Source organism: Niveibacterium sp. 24ML, assembly GCF_026586805.1.
Taxonomy (GTDB): Bacteria; Pseudomonadota; Gammaproteobacteria; order Burkholderiales; family Rhodocyclaceae; genus Niveibacterium.
Genome location: NZ_JAPFHA010000020.1, coordinates 1 through 25,699 on the forward strand (window position 1 = coordinate 1; position 25,699 = coordinate 25,699).

Sequence of the window (25,699 nt, forward strand, 5' to 3'; positions counted from 1 at the left end):
GCTCGCCGAACGCTTCGCCGCTTTCGTCGCTTTGTCCGCGTCCGTTATTTGGCTGGCTTGATTGTCAACAGACCCTAAGCCCCCTCTTGCACCACCCGCCCGGATCGGGGCGCAACGCCCCGATCGCAAGAACCGCAATTTCTGCACGCCCCGATTTTCGCTACCCCTTCTTCCCCCGCGACACTCCGCCGGGAGCAAAGCTTTTGAGCCGCAGCCCAGTGCCGGAAACCTGTTTCGCCGCAATATCAATCAACAGCAATCCTGGTCAAGACTCGAGCCGATCGGAGGCAGAGTATTTGCCCCAACGCGCACCCTGATGCACGGTCTCGAAGGAACCGAGAGGCGCCTCAAGCAAGCTCCCCCGAGCACTTGAAGCAGGCAAGCAGCAGTTGGCTAAACGCCAAGGCTCGGACAAGCCAGCCTCAACACTCCCCCCTTCGGCGCCAGCTTGAACCGACATCCGGGCTTGTGCGGCGTACCGGAGACGTTACGCAAACTTTTCATTACGCGCAGCCGTTGGACCGGACGACCTCAGGGTCGCTCCGGTCAATTTTTTGTCGTTACAAAATTACATTGTCATTTTCCGCCGCAGCACTACAAAGTGACTGCAGGCTCGCGTAGGATTCGAGGGTTTTCGTCTCAAAGCAGACATAGGACCCACCGAATTGACCCGCTACAAGATCCAAGGACTCCAGAAACTGGCACCGGCAGCTGGCACCGGCTTGCTATGGATCTGCGCAATCGCACTTTGGGCATGGTTTGCTGCGGGTTGGTACTGGCGGCTTTCGGCGCCCTCACCTGCGGCAGCGCCAAACCAGGTCGCCACTGACCCAAGCGTGGCCGCACGCGAAATCGCGACGCGCCACCTTTTCGGTGAAATCGTTGTCCAGACGCAGGAAGTCGTTGCAAGTCGTTTCAATCTGATCGGCGTCGCAGCGCATTCGGCCAAGAGCCCTGGCTGGGCAATCATCGGTGAGAACGACAAACCCGCGCAGGGCTTCGTACAGGGTGACGAAATCGCCACTGGCGTAAAACTGGTGGCGGTACTTCCCGATGCGGTCGAGATTGAACGCGGCGGCAGCCGCGAACGAATTCCCCTGTCGTCCGCCGGACGCCAGACGGGTGGAACGCCTCCGGTCGGCGGTCCGCCGCAGCAATCCTATACAGGCAATCCGGCCGGCGGCCCCCCCGGCGGATTCATCCCGCAACGGGGAGGCCCCGGTATGCCAGGCGAATCCACGCAGCCCGCGCCAAATGGCGCACAAGAAAACCAACCGACACAATGACCCCTGCAATCACTCTCCGGCGTGCGCTGGCTGGCTGGCTTCTGGCCACGTCTGTTTTCTCCATGCATCAACCTGTGTTTGCACAAGACGGCGAAACAGTCGCTCTCAACTTCGTCAATGCCGACATCGACGCGGTGATCCGCGCCGTCAGCAAGATTACCGGCAAGAATTTCCTGGTCGATCCGCGCGTCAAGGGCACGCTGAACATCACCACCCAGCAGCCGGTTCCCAAAGAGCTGACGTACCAGATCCTGTTGTCTGCGCTGCGCATGCAGGGCTACACCGCAGTCGAATCCAAAGGCGTCGTGAAGATCCTTCCGGAAGTCGACGCGAAGCTGCATGCGGTCCCCTCCGGGCGCCAGCTCAACGCCACCGGCGATCGCATCGTCACCCAGGTATTCCAGATCCGTCATGAGTCGGCCGCTCAGCTGATTCCGGTCGTGCGGCCACTCGTCTCGCCCAACAACACGGTGACCGCCTACCCTGGCAACAACACCTTGATCGTGACCGACTATGCCGAGAACATCGCCCGCGTCGGGCAGGTTCTTGCGTCGATCGATGTGCCACAAGGCGACATTCGCGTGATTCCGGTCAAGCATGCCTCGGCCCTCGACATGGCCACCACGATCAATCGTCTGGTGGGTGACGTGGCGGGCGCTGGTGCTGGCCAGGACGCAAGCCAGCGAATCACCGTGCAAGCAGACAGCCGGACGAACAGCTTGCTCGTCCGGAGCGACAACCCGTCAAAACTCGCCACGGTACGCCAGCTGGTCAACACGCTCGATCAGCCCGGCGCAGCCGGCAATATCCGGGTGGTGTTCCTGAAGAATGCCGAAGCGGTGAAGATCGCACAAACGCTGCGTGCGATCATGTCGGGCGACACTTCAGGCGGAAACGCCGCTGCGGCGACAGCCCCCCAAGGCGGCAACGCACCCGGCACACAACAGACCTCGGCAACCGGCACCACCGCCAGCGGCGGCGGCATGATCCAGGCCGACCCGACCACCAACACCCTGATCATCACGGCGCCCGAGCCGGTCTACAACAATCTGCGCAAGGTGATCGACCAGCTCGACCGGCGCCGCGCGCAGGTCTACGTTGAAGCGCTGATTGCCGAGATGAGCTCCGACAACGGCGCGGAATTCGGCGTGCAGTGGTTCGCGGGTGAAAAGCCCAGCGCCGACGGCCGATTCGTTGGCGGCGGCACCAATTTCACCGGGGCGACCCCCTCACTGCTCGGGGCCTCGACCAAGACCGAAAGCCTGCTCGGCGCGGGCCTCAACGTGCTGGTCGGTTCGGGCACCGTCAACATTCCCGGCATCGGTGAAATCCTGAACCTGCAGGTGCTGGCGCGCTTCCTTGAGACCCAGAACAAGGCCAACATCCTGTCGACGCCGACACTGCTGACGCTCGACAACGAAGAGGCGAAGATCGTCGTCGCCGAGAACCTGCCCTTCCTCACCGGGCAGTACAGCAACACAGGGGGCGGCTCCACGCCGACGAACCCGTTCCAGACGATCGAACGCAAGGACGTCGGCCTGACGCTCAAGATCAAGCCGCAGATCTCGGAAGGCGGGGCAATTCGCCTGCTGATCTCGGAAGAGAACTCGACGGTCAAGAGCAACACCGCTGCGGGGCCGACGACGAAGAAGCGCTCGATCGACACCAACGTGATTGTGGATGACGGCGCGATCGTGGCGCTGGGTGGCCTGATCCAGGACGAATCGCAGGACGGTGCCGACAAGGTACCCTTCCTCGGCAACATTCCGGTCGTTGGCAGCCTGTTCCGCTACGACACCCGCTCGCGGAAGAAAACCAATCTCGTCGTCTTCCTGCGCCCGAAGATCGTTCGCAGCGACAGCGATACTCGTGCGTTCACTAACGAGCGCTACGAAGAGATCCTGGGCCTGCAACGGCAACCGGGTACGACCCGCAACTATCTGATGCCCGATCACGGCCCGGAACCGCAGTTGCCGCCGATGAACGCCCAAGCCGTCAAATCGGTTACGGGCACGCCGCCGGCAGACCAGCAACCCGCAGGGACCGACGCCAAGCCATGAGTACGCTCCCCAGCCGGCTCCCCTACGCCTTCGCGCGGGCGCACGGCGTGCTGCTTGGCGAAGTGGCCGATGAGTTCGCGGAAGTGGTTGCGCGTGAAGACGCCAACCCGGCGGCCCTGGCCGAAGTGCGCCGCCTTGCGGCGCGCCCGCTCAGGATCAACTCGATCGGGCGCAGCGCGTTCGAAGCTCGCCTGTCTGAAACCTACAGTCAGGGCGAAAGCAACGCGGCCGAAGTCGCTGCCGACGTCGGTCAGGACATCGACGTTTCGCAGCTCATGCAAGAGCTCCCGCCGGTGGAAGACCTGCTCGAGGCGGAAGACGACGCGCCGATCATCCGCATGATCAATGCGCTGCTGACCCAGGCGGTACGTGAGCGCGCGTCAGACATCCATATCGAGCCCTACGAAACCTACTCGGTAGTGCGTTTGCGGCGCGATGGCGTGCTGGTCGAGATCGCACGCCCGCATCGCGCCCTGCATGCGGCGATGTCCTCGCGCATCAAGATCATGGCCAATCTGGATATCGCCGAAAAGCGGCTGCCGCAAGACGGCCGCATCGGCGTTCGGCTCGCCGGCCGCCAGATCGATGTGCGGGTCTCAACCCTGCCCACCTCGCACGGTGAGCGGATCGTGCTGCGCCTGCTCGACAAGGACGCCACCCAGTTCGGCCTCAACGCGCTTGGCATGGCCGATGGCACCCGCAAGGCCTTCAACAGCATCCTGTCGCAGCCGCACGGGATCCTGCTGGTAACCGGCCCGACCGGTTCGGGCAAAACCACCACGCTCTACGCCGCACTGCGCACGCTTGATGGCCGCACGCTCAACATCGTCACGGTCGAAGACCCGGTTGAATACGACCTTGCCGGGGTCGGTCAGATCCAGGTCAATGCCCGCATCGACCTCACCTTCGCGCGTGCCCTGCGTTCGATCCTGCGGCAAGACCCGGACGTCATCATGATCGGCGAAATCCGCGACCTCGAAACCGCGCAGATCGCAGTTCAAGCCTCGCTCACCGGCCACATGGTGCTGGCCACGCTGCACACCAACGACGCACCATCCGCAGTGACCCGCCTGATCGACATGGGTGTCGAGCCCTTCCTGCTTGCCTCCACGCTGCGCGGCGTGCTGGCGCAGCGCCTGGTCCGCAAGCTCTGCCCGAAATGCCGCGAGTCCCGCCCCGCCGATGAAGCGGATCGGCTCACCGTCGGCGAAGGTTGCCCTCCGGTGTTATGGCATGCGAAGGGATGCAGCGCGTGCGGCAACACCGGCTATGCCGGGCGTACCGGGGTGTATGAGATGCTGACGGTGGACGATGCGGTGCAAAGGCTCATCCATGATCGCGTGTCGGAGAACGAACTTCGTAGCGCCGCACGCCACAACGGCCTGAACACGCTTCGCGAAGACGGCCTGCGCTTGCTGGCCGAAGGCACCACGTCGGCGGAAGAGTTGCTCCGCGTGACGCGCGACTGAGGCCCACTCGATGGCAGCCTTCCAGTACCGCGCGGTCGACGCGGACGGCCGCAACATCAACGGCATCATCGAGGCGGACAGCGCGCGTTCAGCGCGCACCCAGCTGCGCGAGCGCGGCCTCTTCCCGCTTGAAGTGGCCGCCAGCGGCAGCAAGAAAAGCGGGCTCGGTTCAACCCGCAAGCTGCGCGAGTCAGAGCTCGTGCTGCTGACACGCCAGTGGGCCGCATTGCTCACTTCGGGTCTGACGGTGGAACAAGCACTATCAGCCTTGGGCGAACAGGCGGAACGTGAGAACACACGGCAGGTACTCGCCGGCGTGCGCAGCGAAATCCTCGGTGGTTACTCATTGCGCGCAGCGCTCGATCGCCACGCGACTTCCTTCCCGACGATCTACCGCGCGTCAGTCGCCGCGGGTGAAAAATCTGGCGAACTGGCCAAGGTGATGAACCAGTTGGCCGAGTACCTCGAACGGCGCGACGACCTGCGTCGCAAGACGCTGCAAGCTCTGATCTACCCGGCCATCGTCGCCGCCGTCGCGCTGATGGTGGTGATCGGCCTGCTCACCTATGTCGTACCGCAAGTGGTCGGGGTGTTTGCCAGCGGCAAGCAGCAACTGCCCTTGCTCACCCGCAGCCTCATCGTGGTGTCCGACTTCCTGCGTGGCTGGGGCTGGTTGCTCGCGCTCGCAATCGCCGGTGGCATTTTCGCTTTGCGGCAATCCTTGCGTGAAGACGCTGTGCGCCGCAAGTGGGACACTTGGCTGCTGGGCCTGCCCTTGATCGGGCGCCATCTTCGAACGCTCGACACCACACGTTTTGCCAGCACCCTGGCGATCCTCGTCGGCAGTGGCGTGCCGCTGTTGGCTGCGCTGGACGCGGGCCGCCAGGTGGTCGTGCGCCTGCCCTTGCGCGAAGCAATCTCGCAAGCAGCCGACCGGGTACGCGAGGGCATGAGCCTGTCGCGCGCGCTCGGTGCCACACGGCGCTTTCCGCCCTTGCTGACGCACATGATTGCCAGCGGCGAAGCAACCGGCCAGCTCGACTCCATGCTTGAACGCGCCGCCCACCTGCAACAGGGCGAACTGGAAACCCGCACGGCGGTGCTGACCAGCCTGCTTGAGCCTCTGCTGCTGCTGATGATGGGCGGAATGGTGCTGATCATCGTGCTCGCTGTGATGCAACCCATCATCGAGATCAACACACTGCTCAAGTAGGCCCTTGCCAGGTATCGCGCCCGCCACCGCGCTTGAATCGCCAATCACTTTCATACTCACGAGGACGCTCATGCCCCTTACTGCAAAACCCCGCGCCTCCGGCTTCACCTTGATCGAGGTGATGGTTGTCATCGTCATTCTCGGCGTGCTGGCCGCGCTGATCGTACCCAAAGTCATGGGACGCCCGGACGAAGCGCGCGCCGTTGCGGCGCGACAGGACATCGCCGCCATTTCGCAGGCACTCAAGCTCTACAAACTCGACAACCGCCGCTACCCGACGACCGAACAAGGCCTGCAGGCGCTGGTCGAAAAACCGAGCGTCGCGCCGGTGCCGGACAACTGGAAGAGCTACCTCGACAAGCTGCCCAAAGACCCCTGGAACAGCCCGTACCAGTACCTTTCGCCCGGCGTGCACGGCGAGTACGACGTGTTCAGCTTCGGCGCCGACACGCAAGCTGGCGGCGAAGGCGCGGATGCCGATATCGGCAACTGGGCACTCTGACCCATCTTGAAAAACCCAGGCACCTCCCTCACCCGCGCTCGCCGCGCTCGGGGCTTCACCTTGATCGAGGTGATGGTGGTGCTCGTCGTGCTCGCAATCACCGCTTCGGCGGTGACGTTTAGCATTGAAGGCATGTCTCGGCGCGACAACGAACGGGAAGTCGACCGCCTCCGGCTGGTGCTGGAAGCCGCCGGCGAGCGCGCTGCCGTCAGCGGCACGCCGATTGCCGCCGAATTCCTGCCCGGGCGATACCGCTTCAGCACGCTCGACACAGAAGGCAAATGGCGCCCGGTGAGCGAGGGCAATTCTCTCGCCGAGCGCAGCCTGCCCGAGGGCTTCTTGTGGGTGAGCATCAAGCTGCGCGGCAAGCCCGCCACCTCCGAGCCACCACTCGTTTTCGGCGCCGAAATGCCGGATTTCGAACTGCGCCTGCGCACGCCCGAAGGTGAGCGGCTGTACCGCTCGCGCCCCGGCGGCGAAGTGGTGCTCGAACGCATCCTCGCGACGGACCAAGCCTCATGACGCGCAGCCGGGGGTTCACGCTGCTTGAGGTGCTGGTCGCGCTGGCGATTCTGGCCGTCGTGCTGTCGGCCGGATTCCGCGCGGTGGGCCTGGCAACCGGCAGCGCCAACGATCTGCGCGAACGCCTCATCGCCGACTGGGTGGCGCAGGATCGCCTCGCCGAACACCGTGCCATGGGGCGCTTTCTCGAACCCGGCGTCAATGAAGGCAGTGTGACGCAGGCCGGGCGAGAGTTCCGCTGGCGCGAAGAAGTGAAGGCTACCCCGAACGCACTGTTCCGCCGCATCGACATCAAGGTGTCGCTGGCGGGCGAAGGCGATCATGCGCTCTCGCAACTGAGCGGCTTTCTGGTAAGGCCCTTGCGATGAGGCCGCAGCGCGCAAAGCGTGAGCAGGGCCTCACGCTGATCGAAGTGATGGTCGCAATCGCGATCTTTGCGGTGCTGGGCGTGCTTTCGTACCGAGCCGTCAGCGCGATGATCGCGACGCGGGATCGGATGGAATCCGAGTACGCGCGCTGGCGCCAGCTCGCGCGCGTGATGCAACTGATCGAGAACGATCTGACGCAACTGGCGCCGCGGCCACAGCGCGCAGCCGGGCAGTCGCAAGGGGCGCTCACGCTGGTGCGCGGCGGCACCATGGAGCAATTGCAACTGGTCCGCCACGACGGCAGCAATGGCGGCGTCGAACAACGGACCTGGCATGTCGAAGACGGCACCTTGCTGCTGACACGCCAACGCGCCGATGGCAGCAACGGCGCCGGCAGCAGCGATGCCATGCTCGATGGCGTGAAAACACTCACCTGGCGCTTCCTGAGCGCCGACGGCAAGGAATTCGACAACTGGCCGCAAGGGCCGAACCAGGCTGGCCAGTTGCCGGCCGCGGTGCGCATGCAACTGGAGCTCAATGATGCCGGCAAACTGTCGCGTCTCTTTGCCCTCCACTAAGCGGCCACAGCGCGGCGTCGCCGTGATCATGGCCATGCTCACCGTAGCTCTGGTGGCAGCCATCGCGGCCTCGGTGGTGGCGTCATTCGGCTTTGCGGTTGAAAGCCTTTCCGGCCGACACGATCTGGCCCAGGCCCGCTGGCTTGCGCGGGGTGCCGTGGATTGGGCGCGCAACGTGCTCGCCGACGACGCACGCACCACGAGCGATGTCGATCACCTTGGCGAAACCTGGGCGGTCAAGGTGCCCCCCACGCCGGTGGACGAAGGCGAGGTCAGCGGCGATATCGAAGACCTCTCCGGCCGCTTCAACCTCAACAACCTTGCGTGGAACGGCGCCGCGGACGAAGACGCAATCAAGCAGTTCGCCAAGCTGCTGGAGCTCAGCGGCGAAACCCCGCAGGATGCAAAAGCCAAGTCCATCATCCTCGCGCGCTGGCTTGACGTGGATCTGGAAGACGCCAGCGCCTACCCGCCCGGCGCCGACGGCGCGCCGGCCCCACAGCCGCTCAATCAGGCACTGGTGAGCGTTGATGAGCTCGCCGGCGTGCCGGGCTTCAATGCCGCAATGCTTGAGCGCCTGCGTCCCTTTGTCACCGCCCTGCCCACCCAGCAAGGGCGCACACTCATCAACGTGAATACCGCCAGCGCCGAAGTGCTGTCCGCCACCATCGATAACGTCAGCCTCGACCGCGCGCGGGCGATGGTGTCCAGCCGCAGCACGGCCTGGTTCAAGAACATCGAAGACTTCAACGCACGGCAGAACCTCACCCTTGACCCATCGCGTTTCGCCTGCAAGAGCATCTACTTTCTGGCCGCTGGCCGCGCGCATTTCGGCGGCGCAACAACGCGCATGCAAGTCTTGCTGGCGCGTGGCGCAAACCCAAACAATGGCAATTGGCCGGAAATCATCTGGCAGAAAATCCTATGACCCTGCTTCGCCTCTACCTGACCGAGCACTGGCCGCAAGACCCGGTTTGTGACTGGGAACTCACCGGCCCCGACGGCCGCACCGCCTCGGTCGGCGCTTCCGAACCCCGCCATTGGCCTGCTGCCGAGCAAACCGAGTTCATCCTCGCCGGCACACAGGCCGTCTGGCTGACCGCGCGCTTGCCCAAGGCATCCAAGCGCGAGCAAGACAAGCTGATCCGCTTCGCGCTTGAAGACCAACTGGTGCAAGAGCCGGACAGCCAGCACTACACGATTACCGACCGCGACGGCGATTCGGCCCGCGTGCTGGTCACCGCGCGCGAACGCCTGCGGCAGATCGTGGCGCAACTGGAGGCCCTTGGCCGCGCCCCCGCTCGCGCCTTCGCCGAGGTGCAAATCACGCCTGAAGCCCCGGAGGGCGAGTGGGCGTTGTATTGCAGCCAGCACCAGGCAATCGTTTCCGGCGTAGCGCCGACGCCCTTCGCCTTCGACCTTGACGAAGGCGCCGCGCCCGCCTTGTTGCAAACCGCCGCCAGCCAGGCCCGCCAAGAGAATCGTCTGCCCGCGCGCTGCGTCGTCCACCGTGCGGCGAGCGCTCATTCCATCGATCCGCAAAGCTGGGAAGCATCGCTGTCGATTCCGGTCGAGGAAGGGCCCGCCTACAAATGGTCGGCGGTCGCCAGCGGCATCAATTTGTTGCACGGCGAATTCATGCCGGACAAGGCCCGCGCCGCATGGTTGAGGCGCGCACGCCCGGTGCTCTGGGTGGTTGGCGCAGCAATCTGTGTCGAACTGCTGCTATCGACCGGGCAAGTGATGTGGCAACGGGCGCAGCTCAAAGACGCTCGCGACCGCATGCAGACCGTCTTCAAAACCGCATTCCCCAACCAGCCCATCGTCGACCCGGCGGCGCAGATGCGCAGCCAGCTCAACGGGCTCAAGCGCGCACATGGCCAACTCGGTGACGACGACGTGATCGCCCTCCTCGCCCAGGTCGGCGAGGCGCTCGGCGGCGACGCGCGCGACGCACTCGACGGCCTCAAATATGAAGGCGGCCGTCTTGAGCTCACGCTGTCAGCGCGTGCCGCCGGCTCCATCTCATCCATTAGCCAGCGCCTGACGGCGCGCGGCTTGCTCGTTGCGCAGCAAGGTGACAACCGGCTCGCCGTGCGCAAGGAGGTCAGCCAATGAACGCCCTCAAAACCCAACTCCTGGCCGCGCGTACCTGGTGGGGCGGGCTCGCCCCGCGCGAGCGGATCATGGTGGCCGCGATGGCCGCCATCCTCGGGGTCGCCTTGCTGTGGTCGTTGAGCGACTGGATCAAGCTCGAACGCAAACGGCTAGCCAAAGCACTGCCCACCGCACAGGCGCGCCTGGCAGCCATGCGGGACGACGCAGCCGAAGTTCAACGCCTGCAGCGTGCGCAAGCACGCCCCTCGGCCCCGGCCGCCAGCCTTGCCGATCCGTTGCAAACCAGCGCGCGTTCGCGCGGCCTCACGCTTGAAGTACGCGTCGACGGCGGCGGGCTGCGTGCCACCGGAGGCGGCAGCTTCGATGCATTCGTCGAATGGCTGGCCGAAGTGCAACGCGACCATGGCATGCGGGTGACCCGCCTGACCACCAGCCGCGCAGCCAACGGCAGCAGCATTGACGTCGAACTTCAGCCCGCGAGCGCCCAGTGATCCGTCACAGCCTGTTGTTCCTGATGCTGCTGGCTTGCGCGCTGGTGATGCGCGCGCCTTCCTGGCTGATGGACTCGGCTATCAATCGCGTCACCGCCGGCGAAATCCGCCTCGCGCTGATTGAAGGCACGCTCTGGAATGGCCGCGGCACGCTGACCGTGATCGACCCGGTGAGCCTGCGCGCCCAGCCTTGGGTCACGCTCCAGTGGCGCTGGCAACCGGGGCAGCTGCTCAAGGGCGACGCCGCCTGGCAATTGCTCGCAGACGACAAGCCTGCAGGCGAGATTGCCGCAGGGGTTCGCGGCTGGCGAGCCGATGGCCTGGCTTTTCCGGCGCCCGCGCGCTTCGCGATGGAGCGGATTCCGCATGCCTTTGGCCGCCTGGGTTGGCGCGGTGACGTAGTGATCGAGACCACGCAGTGGCGCTGCAACTGGCGCAATCGGTGCGATGGCCGCGCCGGTCTGCGCTGGTCAGGCGCCGCGGTGGATGTGCTGCGCGGGAGGCCGCTGGGCGACTACCAGATCGACCTTCGCGGCGAAGGCGAGCGCCTTGCCTTGAGCTGGACTACCCTGCGCGGCGAAACCCGTATTGAAGCCCAGGGGCAGATCTCTCCCGGCAGTTGGCAGTTCAGCGGCGCTGTGCGCGGCGATCCGGCCTTCCTGCAACGCTTGCCGGCGGTCGCAGGCAAGTGGGTCACGCCGTCTGGCACGCCGGGTGAGTATCGCTTCAGCCTCCAGGGCTGAATCCGGGTTCAGCGCGGTGCGGGCAAACCGCTGATCCGCATGCCGGGCTTGATGCCGCGCCGCTTGAACCAGCCACGGTTCATTTCCAGGGCATAGCGCGCCGGCCTGGCGGAACAGTGGCTGTCTTCGGTTTCCGGCTCCATGTCTTCGATGTTCAGGATCACCCCCGCCTCATCGAGAAAAGCCACCGACAGCGGCAGCTGGGTATTCTTCATCCACATGCAGTGGCTTCCGGGGCGCTCATAGACGAAAACCATCCCGCGCGTCTCTTCCATGGCGCTTCGCCGCATCAAGCCGGTCATCCGCGCTTCATCCGTCGCCGCCACTTCGGCATCGATACGATGCATTCCGGCGTTCAGCTCGATGCGTGGCAGCGGGGCTGCAGCCCCTACCGCACCCGCCATCATCAGCGCTGCACCCAAAGCCAGGGAAAACCTATTCCACACAGAACTCTCCTGATCCAGCGCCATCCGGTTGGCGCGGACGCATGTTAGCAGTCAAGGGCGCAGGCCCCGCGCGGGCGCCGGCGCTTGGTGCGCTCGCCATTGGCCGGGCGACAGATCACCCAGTTGCCAGGGGCCGATCGCCACGCGCAGCAGGCGCAAGGTCGGAAAGCCCACCTTGGCTGTCATGCGGCGCACCTGGCGGTTCTTCCCCTCGGTCAGCTGGATCTCCAGCCATGCAGTCGGGATCGCCTTGCGAAAGCGGACAGGCGGATCACGCGGCCAAAGCCAGTCGGGTTCCTCGATCCGCCGCACCTGGCAGGGGCGCGTCCGAAAGTCGCCGAGGTCGAGCCCCCCCCTCCAGCTTTGCCAGCGCAACGGCATCCGGCTCCCGCTCGACTTGCACGAGGTAGGTCTTGGTTTCTTTGTGGCGCGGGTCGGCCAGTCGATGCTGCAAGGCGCCATCGTCGGTGAGCAGCAGCAGCCCCTCACTGTCGGCATCCAGTCGCCCCGCCGCGTAAACACCCGGCGGCAGCTTGCATTCGGCCAGCGTGCGCTGACCCACCTCGCCAGTGAACTGGCTCAGCAGGCCAAAAGGTTTATTGAGCAGGATGACGCGAGGCATGGGACTCCAGAAACCACAAAGCCCGCCATGAAGGGCGGGCTTTACGGTATCGCCGGATCGCGGCGAACTCAGGTCAGGCGCGCTGAATGTTCGAAGCCTGCTTGCCTTTTGGGCCTTGCTGCGGCTCGTACGTAACTTTCTCACCCTCTTTGAGCGATTTGAAACCGTTCATGTTGATGGCGGAGAAATGCGCGAAAAGGTCGTCGCTGCCGTCGTCCGGCGTAATGAATCCGAAACCTTTGGCGTCGTTGAACCACTTGACGGTGCCAGTTGCCATATTGCTTCCTCTAGTCCTTCGGTGTAGTGCGGTTAGTGCTCCCGAGATCGGGCGGTCCGGCACACGCAAGGCGATGTTGCTCTGCGGCAGGCCATCGCCAGCGGCGGCTGCAAACCTTCGCGGGCATTGGCCTTTACGCCTGCTGCGTATGCTCAGGGCGCCTTTTACGCCTTGCAGGAAGTCGCCGTCAACGGCTTTTTGGGGACACTGCGGGCAAAGGTCTCAGACCCCAATCAGACGGTTTGCGAATTAGCTCCGCATCCCCTTGAGAGATCACCAATTTAGCACTGAATCGCCACCCTTTCGCAGGACCGGGCCGAGTGTGGAAATTCCACCAATAGCCCCCACTTTGTGGGTTGTTGAAGTATCAGTCGGAGTGTTTAGAATGGGGCGCATGGCAACGAAAAAGCAGCCCGAATTCGTTCTTGAGGCAGAACGGGCAAAAACCCGACCACCCAAGCTCTACATGGTGATTCTTCTAAACGATGATTTCACCCCGATGGACTTTGTGGTGATTGTTCTACAGAAGTTTTTTTCATTGGATCGCGAACAAGCAACTCGCGTGATGCTCCAAGTGCATAGGGAGGGTCGTGGCGTGTGCGGGGTATTCCCCAAGGACATCGCCGCGACCAAGGTAGAACAGGTGAGCGCATTCGCGCGGCAGCACCAGCACCCGCTGGCCTGCGTGATGGAGGAGAACTGAGATGATCGCCCAGGAACTTGAAGTCAGCCTGCACATGGCGTTCGTGGAAGCACGCCAGAAGCGCCACGAGTTCATCACGGTCGAGCATCTGCTGCTCGCCCTGCTCGACAATCCGTCGGCTGCCGAGGTGCTGCGTGCATGCGCCGCCAACATCGACGAGTTGCGTCGCGAACTCGTGCAGTTCATCGGCGAACATACGCCAACCGTGGGCGGTGAAGAGGATATCGACACGCAGCCCACGCTGGGTTTCCAGCGCGTGATCCAGCGCGCGATCCTGCATGTGCAATCTTCGGGCAAGAAGGAAGTAACCGGCGCGAACGTGTTGGTCGCAATCTTTGGCGAGAAGGAATCGCACGCCGTCTATTTCCTCAACCGCCAGGGCATCACACGCCTCGACGTGGTGAACTTCATCTCGCACGGCATCACCAAGTCGCCGCAGCCCGCGCAGAAGCCGGCAGCCGAGAAGCCCGATGCCGAGCAGAACGAGTCGGAACAGGAAACCACGCAGGCGAACGGCGCCCTTGAGAACTTCACTCAGAACCTGAATCAGGCCGCACTGGTGGGCAAGATTGATCCGCTCATTGGCCGTGACAAGGAACTTGAGCGGGTGATCCAGACGCTCTGCCGCCGCCGCAAGAACAACCCGCTCCTTGTGGGTGAAGCCGGCGTGGGTAAGACGGCCATCGCCGAGGGCTTGGCGCGCCGCATCATCGAAGGCCGCGTCCCCGAGATCCTTGAGAATGCGCAGGTCTTTGCGCTCGACATGGGTTCATTGCTGGCGGGCACCAAGTACCGGGGCGATTTCGAGCAAAGGCTCAAGTCCGTTCTCAAGGCCTTGGTCGATACCGAGAACGCCATTCTGTTCATCGACGAAATCCACACCCTGATCGGTGCCGGCGCCGCTTCGGGCGGTACGCTGGATGCATCAAACCTGCTTAAGCCAGCACTCTCAAGCGGGCAGCTCAAGTGCATCGGCGCGACCACCTACAACGAGTATCGCCAGATCTTCGAAAAGGACCACGCCCTCTCGCGCCGCTTCCAGAAAGTCGACGTAAACGAGCCGTCGGTGCCGGAAACCATTGAAATCCTCAAGGGCCTCAAATCGCGCTTTGAACAGCATCACGGCGTGAAGTACTCGCATGCGGCCATCGCAAGTGCCGCAGAGCTTTCGGCGCGCTACATCAACGACCGTCATCTGCCTGACAAGGCCATTGATGTGATCGACGAAGCTGGCGCGGCGCAGCGCATCCTGCCGAAGTCGCGCCAGAAGAAGACCATCGGGAAGGGCGAAATCGAAGAGATCGTCGCCAAGATCGCGCGCATCCCGCCGCGCAGCGTGTCGTCCGACGACAAGACCGCCCTGCGCAATCTCGATCGCGACCTGAAAAACGTGGTGTTTGGCCAGAATGCCGCGATCGACGCTCTCGCCAAGGCGATCAAGATGTCTCGCTCCGGCTTGGGCAACCCGCAGAAGCCGATCGGCGGCTTCCTCTTCAGCGGCCCGACCGGCGTTGGCAAGACCGAAGTGGCGCGGCAACTGGCCTACACCATGGGGATAGAGTTGGTGCGCTTCGACATGTCGGAGTACATGGAGCGCCATGCAGTCAGCCGCCTGATCGGCGCGCCTCCGGGCTATGTCGGATTTGACCAGGGCGGCCTGCTGACCGAAGCAGTGAACAAGAAGCCGCACTGCGTGCTGTTGCTGGACGAGATCGAGAAGGCGCACCCCGACATCTACAACATCTTGCTGCAGGTGCTCGACCACGGCACCTTGACCGACAACAACGGTCGCCATGCAGACTTCCGCAACGTGATCATCATCATGACGACCAACGCGGGCCAGGAGGCCCTGCAAAAGTCGACGATGGGCTTCACGCAGACGCGCGAACTGGGCGATGAAATGGTCGAGATCAAGCGCCTCTTCACACCGGAGTTCCGCAACCGGCTTGATGCGATCATTTCCTTCAAGGCTCTGGATCGCGAGATCATCCTGCAGGTGGTGGACAAGTTCCTCATGCAGCTTGAAGGCCAACTCGCCGAGAAGAAGGTTGAGGCCAGCTTCACCGACGGCCTTCGCGAATGGCTCGCCAACAAGGGCTTCGATCCGCTGATGGGCGCGCGCCCGATGGCTCGCCTGATTCAGGACACGATTCGCGCGGCGCTCGCCGACGAACTGCTGTTCGGCAGGCTTGTCGACGGTGGCAAGGTGACCATCGACGTTTCCGCCGACGGCAAGGTCGATCTCGCCTTTGAAGAAGAAAAGGAAGCGGCGCACGTCTAGCATCGCTCCGCACTTCACCCCAAGGCCGCCTGCGAGCGGCCTTTTTCTTGCCCGCAGAACTCGCGATATGCTTTCGCGTGCATTCACTCATTTCGGCGGGGGGACCAATGAGTTTTCAAACAACCGACCTTTGCGACGCCAACGAGGCATTGCTGGCGTCAGGCAAATTGCGCGTGCTGCAACCGATCTTTCGTCACTTCGGAGGCCTTACCCGCTTCGCCGGGCCAATCGTCACGCTGAAGCTCTTCGAGGACAACAGCCTTGTCCGCAAGGTGCTGGAAGCGCCCGGCCAAGGGCAGGTGCTGGTCGTGGATGGAGGCGGCTCGCTACGTTGCGCCCTCGTCGGCGATCAACTCGCTGAACTAGGGGTGCGAAACGGCTGGGCCGGTGTGCTTGTGTTTGGCTGCATTCGCGACTCAAAAGCGATCGGCGCTCTTGAACTGGGCGTACTCGCCCTCGCAACCCACCCGCTCAAGACCATCAAACGCAACGTCGGCGAGCAAGGGATCACCGTCAACTTCGCCGGAGCTCGGATCAGCGCCGGCGAATGGCTGTATGCGGACGAAGACGGCACACTCATTAGCGAGTCGCCGCTCACCTGATGTGATCGCTCGTACCCCCGCCGACGGCGCCTAAGGCGTCAGTCGGCGCGGCCACCAATTGCGCCCGTCGCACATTCGCGCGCCCTCCGCTCAGCGCGGAAAATATTCAAACGTCCGTTTCAATCGGCAGATCCTCGTTGCGCAATACGGCATCACTTACGTATGCCTATGTTTTTACTGCGAATATTTTTTCTTGTATCTTATATAAGACATATTGCGATGGACTTCGTTCCTATCTATACTGCATCGCATCGGGGGCAGTCAGACAGCTTTTGCGAACGGACTGCAATAGGTAGAAGGCGTTATTTCTGGGGGGAACACCATGAACCGCGACATGCAAATCGAGCTTCTGAAAAAGGACTGGGCTGAGAATCCGCGCTGGAAGAACATCAAGCGCGGCTACACGGCCGAAGATGTCGTCCGCTTGCGCGGCTCGGTTCAGATTGAACACACACTTGCCCGCCGCGGCGCAGAGAAGCTGTGGGCGTCAATCAACAGTGAGCCGTTCGTCAACGCGCTCGGCGCATTGACGGGCAACCAGGCCATGCAGCAGGTTAAAGCCGGCCTCAAGGCCATTTACCTGTCGGGCTGGCAAGTCGCGGGCGACGCAAACCTGGCGGGCGAAATGTACCCCGACCAGTCGCTCTACCCCGCCAACTCGGTACCGATGGTCGTCAAACGGATCAACAACACCTTTACGCGAGCCGACCAGATCCAATGGTCTGAGGGCAAGAACCAAGGCGACGAGGGCTACATCGACTTCTTCGCCCCGATCGTGGCAGACGCCGAAGCCGGGTTTGGCGGCGTGCTAAACGCGTTTGAACTGATGAAGGCGATGATTGAAGCAGGCGCGGCAGGCGTCCACTTCGAAGACCAGCTCGCATCGGTCAAGAAATGCGGCCATATGGGTGGCAAAGTACTGGTGCCGACTCGCGAAGCCATCGCAAAACTGGTCGCCGCACGGCTTGCGGCCGATGTGATGGGCGTGCCGACCGTGCTGGTCGCGCGCACCGATGCCGAAGCCGCCGACTTGGTCACCAGCGATGTCGATGACACCGACAAGCCGTTCTGCACCGGCGAGCGCACGGTCGAAGGCTTCTACCGCACGAAGCCGGGTCTGGAGCAGGCGATTTCCCGCGGTCTGGCCTACGCGCCGTATGCAGACCTGATCTGGTGCGAAACCGGCAAACCCGACCTTGCTTATGCAAAGGCCTTTGCCGAAGCCATCCACGCAAAGTTCCCCGGCAAGATGCTGGCTTACAACTGTTCGCCGTCATTCAACTGGAAGAAGAACCTCGACGACGCCACCATTGCCAAGTTCCAGAAGGAGCTCGGCGCCATGGGCTACAAGTTCCAGTTCATCACCCTGGCCGGCTTCCACAGCTTGAACTACTCGATGTTCAACCTCGCCTACGGCTACGCCCGCGAGCAAATGAAGGCTTTCGTGGAACTCCAAGAGAACGAGTTCGCGGCTGCCGAGCGCGGCTTCACCGCGGTCAAGCATCAGCGCGAAGTCGGCACTGGCTACTTCGACGCCGTTACGACGACGATCGAGCGCGATGCCTCGACTGCTGCGTTGAAGGGTTCGACCGAGGACGAGCAGTTCTTCGACAAAAAGGACCATTGATCCCTGGGAGCCACCCGGTCACAGAAGCCAACTGTGTAGAAGGTCCAAGAAGCCACTTCCCGGGTTAATGACCCGGGGGCTAGCGCCGCATCGCGTGGGGGGACGCAGCGGCGCTCTTTTTTGCGCCAGCGCTTTTGGCGAGATTCGGCACCGCAAGCACGCCGGATCGCTCACGCCAAACGAAAAATGCCCCGCAATGCGGGGCATTTTCATCTCGGCACGCCTGCGCGTAACGCTCAGGCCATCACGGCATCACACCGAGAAGCTGGAGCCGCAACCACAGGTGCTCGATGCGTTCGGATTCTTGATGACGAACTGCGCGCCCTCAAGGCCTTCGGTGTAGTCAATCTCGGCGCCGGTCAGATACTGATAGCTCATCGGATCGATGAGCAGCGTTACGCCTTCCTTGGTCACCACGGTGTCGTCTTCGTTGGTGATCTCGTCGAACGTGAAGCCGTACTGGAAGCCCGAGCAGCCTCCACCACTCACGAACACCCGCAACTTCAAATCCGGGTTGCCCTCTTCGAGAATCAGCTCACGTACTTTGCTGACGGCGTTATCGGTGAAGACCAGGAAGTCTGGCATTTCGGTCACAGCGTTCATTGCAAACTCCTGATTCAGAAGGTTTTCATTATGGAATCCCGCGGCGCAGCGGTCAAATTGGTCGACAAGCGAGCGCGCATTCGGTTCCCGAGCCCCGACGCGCGCCACGCGTTGGCACAGCGTCAAGGCATCACTGGAATGTGGGTAAGGCCGGTCGTTTCTTCAAGCCCGAACATCAGATTCATGTTCTGCACAGCCTGCCCCGCGGCGCCCTTGACCAGATTGTCTTCTGCTACCAGCACGACGACCGTGTCGCCCCCCTGCGGCCGATGGACCGCAATCCGCACCGTGTTCGATGCGCGGACCGAGCGTGTGTCCGGCGTACTGCGGGCAGGCATGACGTCAACGAAAGGCTCGTTGGCAAAGCGCGCCTCGAAAAGCGCTTGCACATCAACATCACGGCTCACCCGGGCATAGAGCGTCGCAAGAATCCCGCGGATCTGGGGCAGCAGGTGCGGCACAAAAGTCATGCTCACCTTGCGACCCGCAGCACGCTCAAGCCCTTGGCAAATTTCGGGAAGGTGCCGGTGGCCCGCGACACCGTATGCCTTGAAGTTATCGCTAGCCTCGGCAAACAGGGAACCGACTTCCGCCTTGCGGCCGGCGCCTGAGACGCCGGAGGCCGCATTCGCAATCAAACCATCGAGATCGACGACGCCGGCCTCGACAAGCGGCAGAAAACCGAGCTGTACCGCGGTGGCATAGCAACCCGGGTTGGCCACGACTCGTGCCTTCGCAATCGCTTCACGGTTCATTTCCGGCAGGCCGTACACCGCCTCATCGAGCAACTCCGGCGCAGTGTGGGGAATCTTGTACCACTTGCTGAATTCGTCGAGACTCTTGAGCCGAAAATCGGCCGCAAGATCGATCACCTTGGTGCCGCCCGCAATCAACTGCGGCGACTGCGCCATTGCAACCCCATGAGGGGTCGCGAAAAACACCACATCGCAACGCTCCAGCCCGGCCACGGCCGGCTCGACGAATTTCAGCGAAACGCGTCGACGCAGGCTCGGGAACATCTCTGCTACCGGCATACCGGCCTCTGAGCGCGACGTGATCGCCGCCAGTTCCACGCCGGGATGCTGAGCCAGCAAACGCAACAGCTCAACGCCTGTATACCCGGTACCACCAACGATCCCAACCTTGATCATCTTTCCAACTCCTGAGTTCGACAGCTGATTCTAGGGGCCAGATGTGACAACGCCCCGACTCGCGGGGCGTTGACCGGCCGGAAGCCTTGCAGCGAGCCGATTACTCGGCAGCCTTGGCCGCCGCACGCGTCGGCAGCTTTTCCTTGATACGTGCCGACTTGCCCGAACGATCGCGCAGGTAGTACAGCTTGGCGCGACGGACGTCGCCACGACGCTTGACTTCGATCGAAGCAACCAGCGGCGAGTAGGTCTGGAAAGTACGCTCGACACCCTCGCCAGAGGAAATCTTGCGGACAATGAAGTTCGAGTTCAGGCCGCGATTACGCTTGGCAATCACAACACCTTCGTAAGCCTGCAGACGCTCGCGGTTGCCTTCCTTCACTTTCACCTGAACGACAACCGTGTCACCGGGCGCAAAGGCAGGGATGGTCTTGCCGAGGCGAGCAATCTCTTCTTGTTCCAACTGTTGAATCAGGTTCATCGCGTATCTCCTAAGTTCGATCAATGGCCCGTGGCCTTGCACGCAGAGCAGGTCGCCACCTGATACGTGCCTTTCTTGGTTAAGCGACGTATCCGCCGCCCGCTTATGGCGTTTCCGCCTTATCCCGCTGAAATTCCTCCAGCAGGATCTTTTCTTCCTTGCTCAAACGACGCGCCGCCAACAAATCGGGGCGCCGCGCGGCCGTCCGCCCCAGCGCCTGCTTCAAGCGCCAACGACGAATACGCGGGTGGTCACCCGAGAGCAGCACCTCCGGCACCTGCATGCCACGCCACACTTCCGGTCGCGTGTAATGCGGGCAGTCGAGCAGCCCATCAACAAACGAGTCCTCAACGGCAGATGCCGAATCGTTCAAAGCGCCGGGCAAGTGCCGCACCAGTGCATCAATCAGCAACATGGCCGGCAACTCTCCGCCTGAAACAACGAAATCACCGACCGACACTTCCATATCGACCTGGCTATCAATCAAGCGCTGATCTATGCCTTCATAGCGCCCGCACAACAACACCAGTGACGGCTCATCCACCAACTCACGCACCAGCTCGTGATTGAGCGTACGGCCTTGCGGGGAGAGATACACAACCTTTCCCGCCCGCCCGATCGCTTGCTCCTGAGCCTGCTTTGCTGCTGAGATCGCCGCTTCCAGCGGGTCACCCAGCATCAGCATTCCAGGCCCGCCACCGTAAGGCCGATCGTCAACCGTACGGTGATTATCGGATGCGAAGTCGCGCGGATTCCAGCAATCAAGCTGCCAAAGCCCGCGATCGATCGCCCGCCGCGTAATACCGCTCCCTGAAAGCGCCGAGAACATCTCGGGAAACAGGGTTACAACACCGTAGCGACGCAACGAGTCTGGCTCGCCGCTCACCAATCGGCGTCCCACTCGACGCGAATCCGCTTTGCGGCAAGATCGACGTCGAGCACATAAACACCCACGAACGGAATCAAACGCTCTTGATCGCCGTCCTGTACCTGCAACACATCGTGCGCACCGGTACTCAAAAGTCCGCTGACGACTCCTAGCTGGACGCCAGCGGTGTTTTCAACCGCCATGCCCACCAAGTCACCCCAGTAGTACTCGTCAAGTCCGGTAGCGGGCAGCGCCTCGCGAGGCGCCGCTACATACAAACCAACGATCGCTTCCGCGGCGGTTCGATCAGCGACACCTACGAAGGCAGCGATGATGCCTTTACCATGCGCCTTGCAACCACGGAGTTTGTATGCCTGCCACGCCGACTCTGGCGCTTCTGGGTCAGCACACAGCCACCACTGGGGCATGCTGCGCCAGGAAATCGGATCATCGCCAAAAGCGTTGATTCTGACCCAGCCCTGGATACTGAAAGGGTCGGCAATACGGCCGAGGACGATCATCGGCCCACCCTTCTGCAGATCAATCAGGCCGCAACCTTGGCGCCCTTGACCAGACGGGCAACGGTCGGCGACAGCTGCGCGCCGTTGGTTTGCCAGTAAGCCAGACGCTCGGCATTGATGACCAAGCCCTTTTCGGACTCATTTGCCATCGGGTTGTAGAAACCAACGCGCTCGATGAAGCGGCCATCACGGCGGCTACGCGAGTCGGTTGCAACGATATTGAAGAACGGACGCTTCTTGGCGCCGCCCCGGGCAAGACGAATCACAACCATGTCGAAATCCTGTATGCGGTGTGCAGAAAAGCTCGCCAAAATACCAGATCCAGCTTGAACTAGCAAGGACAGGCCAAGCAGTCTGGGGCCACAGACAAGGCACTAACCTCCGGAGACGCAATCGGTCGACGAAAATTATGGTTTCGCTAATAGAATATGGAGACTTAACGCCTCCGCCCATCAATGACCTCGACGACGACCGAATCAGGCAGCACAACAGCGATCCTCGATTGGCTCGCGACGCAGCCGTCTTCGGATCTGGCTGAGGAGGCGATCCAGTTCAGGCGCCAGCTCGATCTATTGGCCACGCCAGGCATTGCGCCGACGCAGTTTCATCGTTGCATCGAGCTTTTTTACGGCCGCGCGCTGCGTGCTGGCTCGGAAGTCAAACCCCGCCTCACCGAATCAGGTTTGCCGCTTGACCGCAAACTGCACACCACCACCCGGCAAATCGTCGAGGCGATGTGCACGGTGGCGGGTGGATTCCTTCAAGTGGTGGGCCATGTGCGAAGCGGCGCGATCCGGTCGCAGAGTCGACTGATCGAAACGCTCGCGTCGCGTGGCTTACGCATGCTGAGCGAAGCTTGGGAAATCGCAGGGCTATCCGGCGGCATGCATGTGGCCGAACTATGGCCGCTTTCGGTATCGCTGATATCCGCTGCGGGCGATGAGCAGACGCCGGCAGAAGCGAGCGGCGAGAGTGCGCAGTTCGCCTTCAAGCGCCTGGTTGCCCTCGGCACGCTACAGCTTGAGCGTTTTTCGCAATCCGAGATCGGCTGGATCTGTGACTACCTGAACCGCATCGCAACTCTGCTGGCGCTCGAACTCAAATCACCCAGCGCGCCGGACAACGGTTGGTACTGGATTGCCGCGGTGGGGGAAGATGGCCCCCAGTCTGTAACGCGCAGGCCGCCACCGACTGGCCAGCAACTGGTCTTCGCCTCACCCGCCGCCCTTGCGAAGCGCGTGACAGAGCATCTGGCTCGACTCGAAGCCGGACAACAACCATTCGAACTGAACTTGCCGCGCATCGCAGTCGGCGTGCAACCGCTGTCACTGCTGCAACGACTGCGCGATGAGTGGACGATTCCAATCAAGCGCGAGCAGCCAAGGCGCAAGACTCAGTACTCGGTACAGGTCTGCTGTGGCATTCCGGGCATCTGGGAGATCATGCGGGGCAACAAGCCGCTTGATGGATCGATCCAGGAGTGGCAAGTGATCAACGAAAGCCCGGGCGGATTCTCAATCCTTCATGTCGCCGGGGTTGCCGCCGGGCTCTCTGCTGGCACGGCGATCGCCTTGCGCCGCGACGACGAGCAGCCCTGGAGCATCTGCGTCGTACGCTGGATTCGCAGCGAAAACCCGTCGCAGATCGAACTCGGGCTGCAGATTGTTTCGACGGGCTCAACGCCCGTGACCGTCGGCTTCCGCGGCGCACGTGAGCGCCCCAGCAAGATGGTGAAGGCGCTTGTGCTGCCTGCGATGCCGGCACTGCGCCACCATCCCGCCATACTGGCCCCGACCGGCACTTACACTTCGCGGCGCTTTTCTTTGGTGTCTGATCTGGATCGCATCTACATTGCGCAAGGGCGACTGCTGAGCCTTGACATGCAGACGGCGAACATCGAGTTGTTTCAGTTCGAAATCGATCCCTACCCGATCTGAGCAAGCGCCTTTGCGCGCAGGGCCTCATTTACTCTGGTGATGGCCTCGTAGCTGGCACGGGCAGCGTCGTCCGCATCGCCACGGGAAAGCCCTTCGATTTCGTCAGCGGCAATCACGAAGCGCGAGAACAGCATCGCGGGGTCAATCGACCCGGCCGAGCCGACCAGCAGCCACCCCCCTTCGTCGGACTCGGAAACCCAGCCCGCCTCACGCATTGACTCCAGCATGGCTTCCGTTTCTTCGATGCGTTGCCGTGACCCGGCGGCGAGTGCAGACAGGCTCGCCACACGGCGATCTCTTTGCGCCGCATCGAGCACCCCAACCAGGCGCAAACTGGCGTAGAGGCGGCCCGCCGCACTGGGTGGCAGCACATTCCGGCGGGCGAGAAAGTCTGGAATCACCGCGCTGATCATCGCGCCAATCAAGATGACGAGCCAGGTCGAATACAGCCAAACCAGAAAGATCGGGATCGCTGAGAAGGTGCCATACAAAAGGGTGTAGCTCGGGAATCGCGAAAAGTAGACACCCAGCAAGCGCTGCAGCACAACGATTCCCACTCCGGCAAAAAGGCCGCCGATCATGGCGTGAACACGATCAATCTTGCGATTGGGCATCGCAAAGAACAGATAGGAAAACAGCGCGGAGAACAGCAGGACAGGCAATGCAGAACGAAGCATGAAGCCGCGCAACCAGGCGGGTTCGTCCATGGCCCCCAGCGATGCGGTGATCGCGAACGTGGTTGCCGCAATGCTCGCAGCCAGCACAATCGGGCCAAATGTCAGCGTCAGCCAGAATAAGGCGATGCGGCTCCAAAGGGGCCGCGGGCGACGGATCTGCCAGATTGCGTTGAAAGCGCGATCGACAGTCATCAGCAAGAGCACGGCCGTCGCAATCAGTGCGATACCGCCAAACAGGGTGAGATTCTCTGCCTTCTGAGAGAATTGAATGGCATAAGTCGCAATGACTTTGCCGGCCTTGTCCGGCAGCAGATTGGTCAGCAAGAAGATTTTCAGTGTCGCGCCCAGTTGCGCAAACATCGGCAACTGGCCAATGACCGTCACGCTCACGGCGACCAGCGGCACCAGCGACAGCAGGGTCGTAAACGTCAGACTCCCCGCAACGAGCGACCCTCGGACTTCACTGAATCGCTCGACAAGCAAACCGACGAATCTGCGGATTTCGTGCATCAAACAGCCTCGCTCCGTGCCCTGCGTATAATCGGGCCCATTCTAACGAGCCAGCCCTGATGAAAGAAATTCTGGTTCTCTACTACAGCCATCGCGGATCTGTCCGCGCGCTGGCCGAGCAGATCGCGCTCGGTGTTGAATCGAGCGGCCTGGTCGCCGCCAGACTGCGCACTGTGCCGCGCATCACCAGCACGATTGAAGCGCAGTCGCCCACCATACCGCCGGACGGCCCGCCCTACGCAGAAGCCGCGGATCTGGAGGAGTGCATTGGTCTTGCCATGGGGAGCCCGACACGTTTCGGCAACATGGCGGCGCCGCTCAAGTACTTTCTCGACGGCACCTCACCACAATGGCTTACCGGCGCACTGGCAGGAAAACCGGCTTGTGTATTCACCGCCACCGGAACGCTGCACGGCGGCCAAGAAACCACGCTGCTTTCGATGATGCTTCCCCTGCTCCACCACGGCGCCCTGCTGCTCGGCGTACCCTACTCAGAGCCCGACCTCCACAGCACCACCAGCGGCGGGACGCCCTACGGCGTGAGTCACGTATCCGGGGCGCACGGTGACGCACGCCTGAGCGACGCAGAACGCCGGCTCGCCTTTGCACAGGGCAAGCGACTCGCCGATGTGGCGATACGACTGGAGAGTTCCCGATGACACCCAAGTTGCTGCAGCGCACAGCGGTGACCTTGCTGCTGGCCCTGATCACGCTTTGCCTCGCATGGGAACTCTGGCTCGCCCCCTTGCGGCCGGGCGGCTCCTGGCTCGCCCTGAAAGTGCTGCCCCTGCTTGCACCGCTGCGCGGATTGCTGCACGGCAAGCGCTACACCTTTCAGTGGACAACGCTGATGATCTGGCTCTACTTCACCGAAGGCGTCGTGAGGGCCACGAGCGACCGCGCACCATCATCCACACTGGCCTTGGTCGAAACCCTGCTGGCGCTTGCGCTCTTTGCGGTGTGCGCCCTCTACGCGCGAAACACCGCCCCCTCCCGCATGACAGCTCAATGAGCGGGCGCCCAAGGGCGCCCGTCTCGAGCAA

General features: G+C 62.5%; 28 protein-coding genes and 1 pseudogene. 19 read left to right on the plus strand and 10 right to left on the minus strand.

What is annotated here, in order from left to right:
• Positions 1–722 precede the first annotated feature (722 nt).
• From OPU71_RS15780 to gspN, 12 genes are all read left to right on the plus strand, one after another.
• Entirely contained in the window at positions 723–1,286 is a 564-nt protein-coding gene (locus tag OPU71_RS15780) for a type II secretion system protein N (protein ID WP_267729071.1), read from the plus strand.
• Between the two features lie 62 nt (positions 1,287–1,348).
• Positions 1,349–3,346 carry a type II secretion system secretin GspD gene (gene gspD, locus OPU71_RS15785; RefSeq protein WP_267728975.1) on the plus strand — a complete coding sequence of 666 codons (1,998 nt, stop codon included), beginning with the start codon at positions 1,349–1,351 and terminating at the stop codon, positions 3,344–3,346.
• Positions 3,343–4,815, plus strand: a complete 1,473-nt coding sequence (gene gspE, locus OPU71_RS15790; protein ID WP_267728976.1) for a type II secretion system ATPase GspE — start codon at positions 3,343–3,345, stop codon at positions 4,813–4,815. The genes gspD and gspE overlap by 4 nt, the downstream gene beginning before the upstream one ends.
• Before the next feature lie 10 nt (positions 4,816–4,825).
• Positions 4,826–6,028 (plus strand): type II secretion system inner membrane protein GspF, encoded by a 1,203-nt coding sequence (gene gspF / locus OPU71_RS15795; RefSeq protein ID WP_267728977.1) that lies wholly within the window; start codon positions 4,826–4,828, stop codon positions 6,026–6,028.
• A 70-nt stretch (positions 6,029–6,098) separates the two neighbouring features.
• Positions 6,099–6,530, plus strand: a complete 432-nt coding sequence (gene gspG, locus OPU71_RS15800; RefSeq protein ID WP_267728978.1) for a type II secretion system major pseudopilin GspG — start codon at positions 6,099–6,101, stop codon at positions 6,528–6,530.
• A 6-nt stretch (positions 6,531–6,536) separates the two neighbouring features.
• Positions 6,537–7,052: a type II secretion system protein gene (locus OPU71_RS15805; RefSeq protein ID WP_267728979.1), complete on the plus strand. Its 516-nt coding sequence runs from the start codon at positions 6,537–6,539 to the stop codon at positions 7,050–7,052.
• Entirely contained in the window at positions 7,049–7,420 is a 372-nt protein-coding gene (gene gspI, locus OPU71_RS15810; protein WP_267728980.1) for a type II secretion system minor pseudopilin GspI, read from the plus strand. The genes OPU71_RS15805 and gspI overlap by 4 nt, the downstream gene beginning before the upstream one ends.
• Positions 7,417–7,998 carry a type II secretion system minor pseudopilin GspJ gene (gene gspJ / locus OPU71_RS15815; RefSeq protein WP_267728981.1) on the plus strand — a complete coding sequence of 194 codons (582 nt, stop codon included), beginning with the start codon at positions 7,417–7,419 and terminating at the stop codon, positions 7,996–7,998. The genes gspI and gspJ overlap by 4 nt, the downstream gene beginning before the upstream one ends.
• The gene (gene gspK / locus OPU71_RS15820; protein ID WP_267728982.1) at positions 7,961–8,926 is read left to right on the plus strand and encodes a type II secretion system minor pseudopilin GspK; all 966 of its coding nucleotides are present in this window, start codon (positions 7,961–7,963) and stop codon (positions 8,924–8,926) included. The genes gspJ and gspK overlap by 38 nt, the downstream gene beginning before the upstream one ends.
• The gene (gspL, locus tag OPU71_RS15825; protein WP_267728983.1) at positions 8,923–10,116 is read left to right on the plus strand and encodes a type II secretion system protein GspL; all 1,194 of its coding nucleotides are present in this window, start codon (positions 8,923–8,925) and stop codon (positions 10,114–10,116) included. The genes gspK and gspL overlap by 4 nt, the downstream gene beginning before the upstream one ends.
• Positions 10,113–10,607, plus strand: coding sequence for a type II secretion system protein GspM (gspM, locus tag OPU71_RS15830; RefSeq protein WP_267728984.1), 495 nt, complete (start codon positions 10,113–10,115; stop codon positions 10,605–10,607). The genes gspL and gspM overlap by 4 nt, the downstream gene beginning before the upstream one ends.
• A complete protein-coding gene (gene gspN / locus OPU71_RS15835) occupies positions 10,604–11,350 on the plus strand; it encodes a type II secretion system protein N (protein ID WP_267728985.1) in 747 nt (248 codons plus the stop codon). The genes gspM and gspN overlap by 4 nt, the downstream gene beginning before the upstream one ends.
• Positions 11,351–11,358: 8 nt before the next feature.
• Here the strand turns inward: gspN and OPU71_RS15840 are convergent, their stop codons facing one another.
• The 3 genes and pseudogenes from OPU71_RS15840 to OPU71_RS15850 form a co-directional block, all read right to left on the minus strand.
• Positions 11,359–11,820: a DUF192 domain-containing protein gene (locus OPU71_RS15840; RefSeq protein ID WP_420712393.1), complete on the minus strand. Its 462-nt coding sequence runs from the start codon at positions 11,818–11,820 to the stop codon at positions 11,359–11,361.
• Between the two features lie 27 nt (positions 11,821–11,847).
• A pseudogene (locus tag OPU71_RS21375) lies at positions 11,848–12,418 on the minus strand (pseudouridine synthase).
• 73 nt (positions 12,419–12,491) lie between these two features.
• Positions 12,492–12,695 (minus strand): cold-shock protein, encoded by a 204-nt coding sequence (locus OPU71_RS15850; RefSeq protein WP_267728986.1) that lies wholly within the window; start codon positions 12,693–12,695, stop codon positions 12,492–12,494.
• 394 nt (positions 12,696–13,089) lie between these two features.
• Here OPU71_RS15850 and clpS point away from each other — a divergent pair, with 394 nt between their 5' ends.
• From clpS to aceA, 4 genes are all read left to right on the plus strand, one after another.
• The gene (gene clpS / locus OPU71_RS15855) at positions 13,090–13,398 is read left to right on the plus strand and encodes an ATP-dependent Clp protease adapter ClpS (protein WP_267728987.1); all 309 of its coding nucleotides are present in this window, start codon (positions 13,090–13,092) and stop codon (positions 13,396–13,398) included.
• Between the two features lies 1 nt (position 13,399).
• On the plus strand, positions 13,400–15,679 hold the full coding sequence (clpA, locus tag OPU71_RS15860; protein ID WP_267728988.1) for an ATP-dependent Clp protease ATP-binding subunit ClpA: 2,280 nt from the start codon (positions 13,400–13,402) through the stop codon (positions 15,677–15,679).
• A gap of 107 nt (positions 15,680–15,786) precedes the next feature.
• Positions 15,787–16,281: a ribonuclease E activity regulator RraA gene (rraA, locus tag OPU71_RS15865; RefSeq protein ID WP_267728989.1), complete on the plus strand. Its 495-nt coding sequence runs from the start codon at positions 15,787–15,789 to the stop codon at positions 16,279–16,281.
• A 322-nt stretch (positions 16,282–16,603) separates the two neighbouring features.
• Positions 16,604–17,908 (plus strand): isocitrate lyase, encoded by a 1,305-nt coding sequence (gene aceA, locus OPU71_RS15870; protein ID WP_267728990.1) that lies wholly within the window; start codon positions 16,604–16,606, stop codon positions 17,906–17,908.
• Between the two features lie 252 nt (positions 17,909–18,160).
• Here aceA and erpA read toward each other — a convergent pair whose 3' ends face one another.
• The 6 genes from erpA to rpsP form a co-directional block, all read right to left on the minus strand.
• On the minus strand, positions 18,161–18,511 hold the full coding sequence (gene erpA / locus OPU71_RS15875) for an iron-sulfur cluster insertion protein ErpA (protein WP_267728991.1): 351 nt from the start codon (positions 18,509–18,511) through the stop codon (positions 18,161–18,163).
• Between the two features lie 122 nt (positions 18,512–18,633).
• Positions 18,634–19,662, minus strand: coding sequence for an N-acetyl-gamma-glutamyl-phosphate reductase (argC, locus tag OPU71_RS15880; RefSeq protein WP_267728992.1), 1,029 nt, complete (start codon positions 19,660–19,662; stop codon positions 18,634–18,636).
• A gap of 100 nt (positions 19,663–19,762) precedes the next feature.
• Positions 19,763–20,143 carry a 50S ribosomal protein L19 gene (rplS, locus tag OPU71_RS15885; protein ID WP_267728993.1) on the minus strand — a complete coding sequence of 127 codons (381 nt, stop codon included), beginning with the start codon at positions 20,141–20,143 and terminating at the stop codon, positions 19,763–19,765.
• A gap of 103 nt (positions 20,144–20,246) precedes the next feature.
• Entirely contained in the window at positions 20,247–21,029 is a 783-nt protein-coding gene (gene trmD, locus OPU71_RS15890; protein WP_267728994.1) for a tRNA (guanosine(37)-N1)-methyltransferase TrmD, read from the minus strand.
• Complete coding sequence (gene rimM, locus OPU71_RS15895) at positions 21,026–21,532, minus strand: ribosome maturation factor RimM (protein WP_267728995.1); 507 nt, start codon at positions 21,530–21,532, stop codon at positions 21,026–21,028. The genes trmD and rimM overlap by 4 nt, the downstream gene beginning before the upstream one ends.
• Positions 21,533–21,555: 23 nt before the next feature.
• Positions 21,556–21,804 (minus strand): 30S ribosomal protein S16, encoded by a 249-nt coding sequence (gene rpsP / locus OPU71_RS15900; protein ID WP_267728996.1) that lies wholly within the window; start codon positions 21,802–21,804, stop codon positions 21,556–21,558.
• Positions 21,805–21,987: 183 nt separating this feature from the next.
• On the opposite strand from rpsP, the gene OPU71_RS15905 reads away from it, so the two are divergent.
• Positions 21,988–23,469: a hypothetical protein gene (locus OPU71_RS15905; RefSeq protein ID WP_267728997.1), complete on the plus strand. Its 1,482-nt coding sequence runs from the start codon at positions 21,988–21,990 to the stop codon at positions 23,467–23,469.
• On the opposite strand, the gene OPU71_RS15910 is transcribed toward OPU71_RS15905, so the two are convergent.
• Complete coding sequence (locus OPU71_RS15910; RefSeq protein ID WP_267728998.1) at positions 23,457–24,656, minus strand: YihY family inner membrane protein; 1,200 nt, start codon at positions 24,654–24,656, stop codon at positions 23,457–23,459. The genes OPU71_RS15905 and OPU71_RS15910 overlap by 13 nt on opposite strands.
• Positions 24,657–24,715: 59 nt before the next feature.
• Here OPU71_RS15910 and wrbA point away from each other — a divergent pair, with 59 nt between their 5' ends.
• Entirely contained in the window at positions 24,716–25,315 is a 600-nt protein-coding gene (gene wrbA / locus OPU71_RS15915) for an NAD(P)H:quinone oxidoreductase (protein ID WP_267728999.1), read from the plus strand.
• Positions 25,312–25,668, plus strand: a complete 357-nt coding sequence (locus tag OPU71_RS15920; protein WP_267729000.1) for a DUF2069 domain-containing protein — start codon at positions 25,312–25,314, stop codon at positions 25,666–25,668. Before wrbA ends, OPU71_RS15920 begins: the two co-directional genes overlap by 4 nt.
• Positions 25,669–25,699 lie beyond the last annotated feature (31 nt).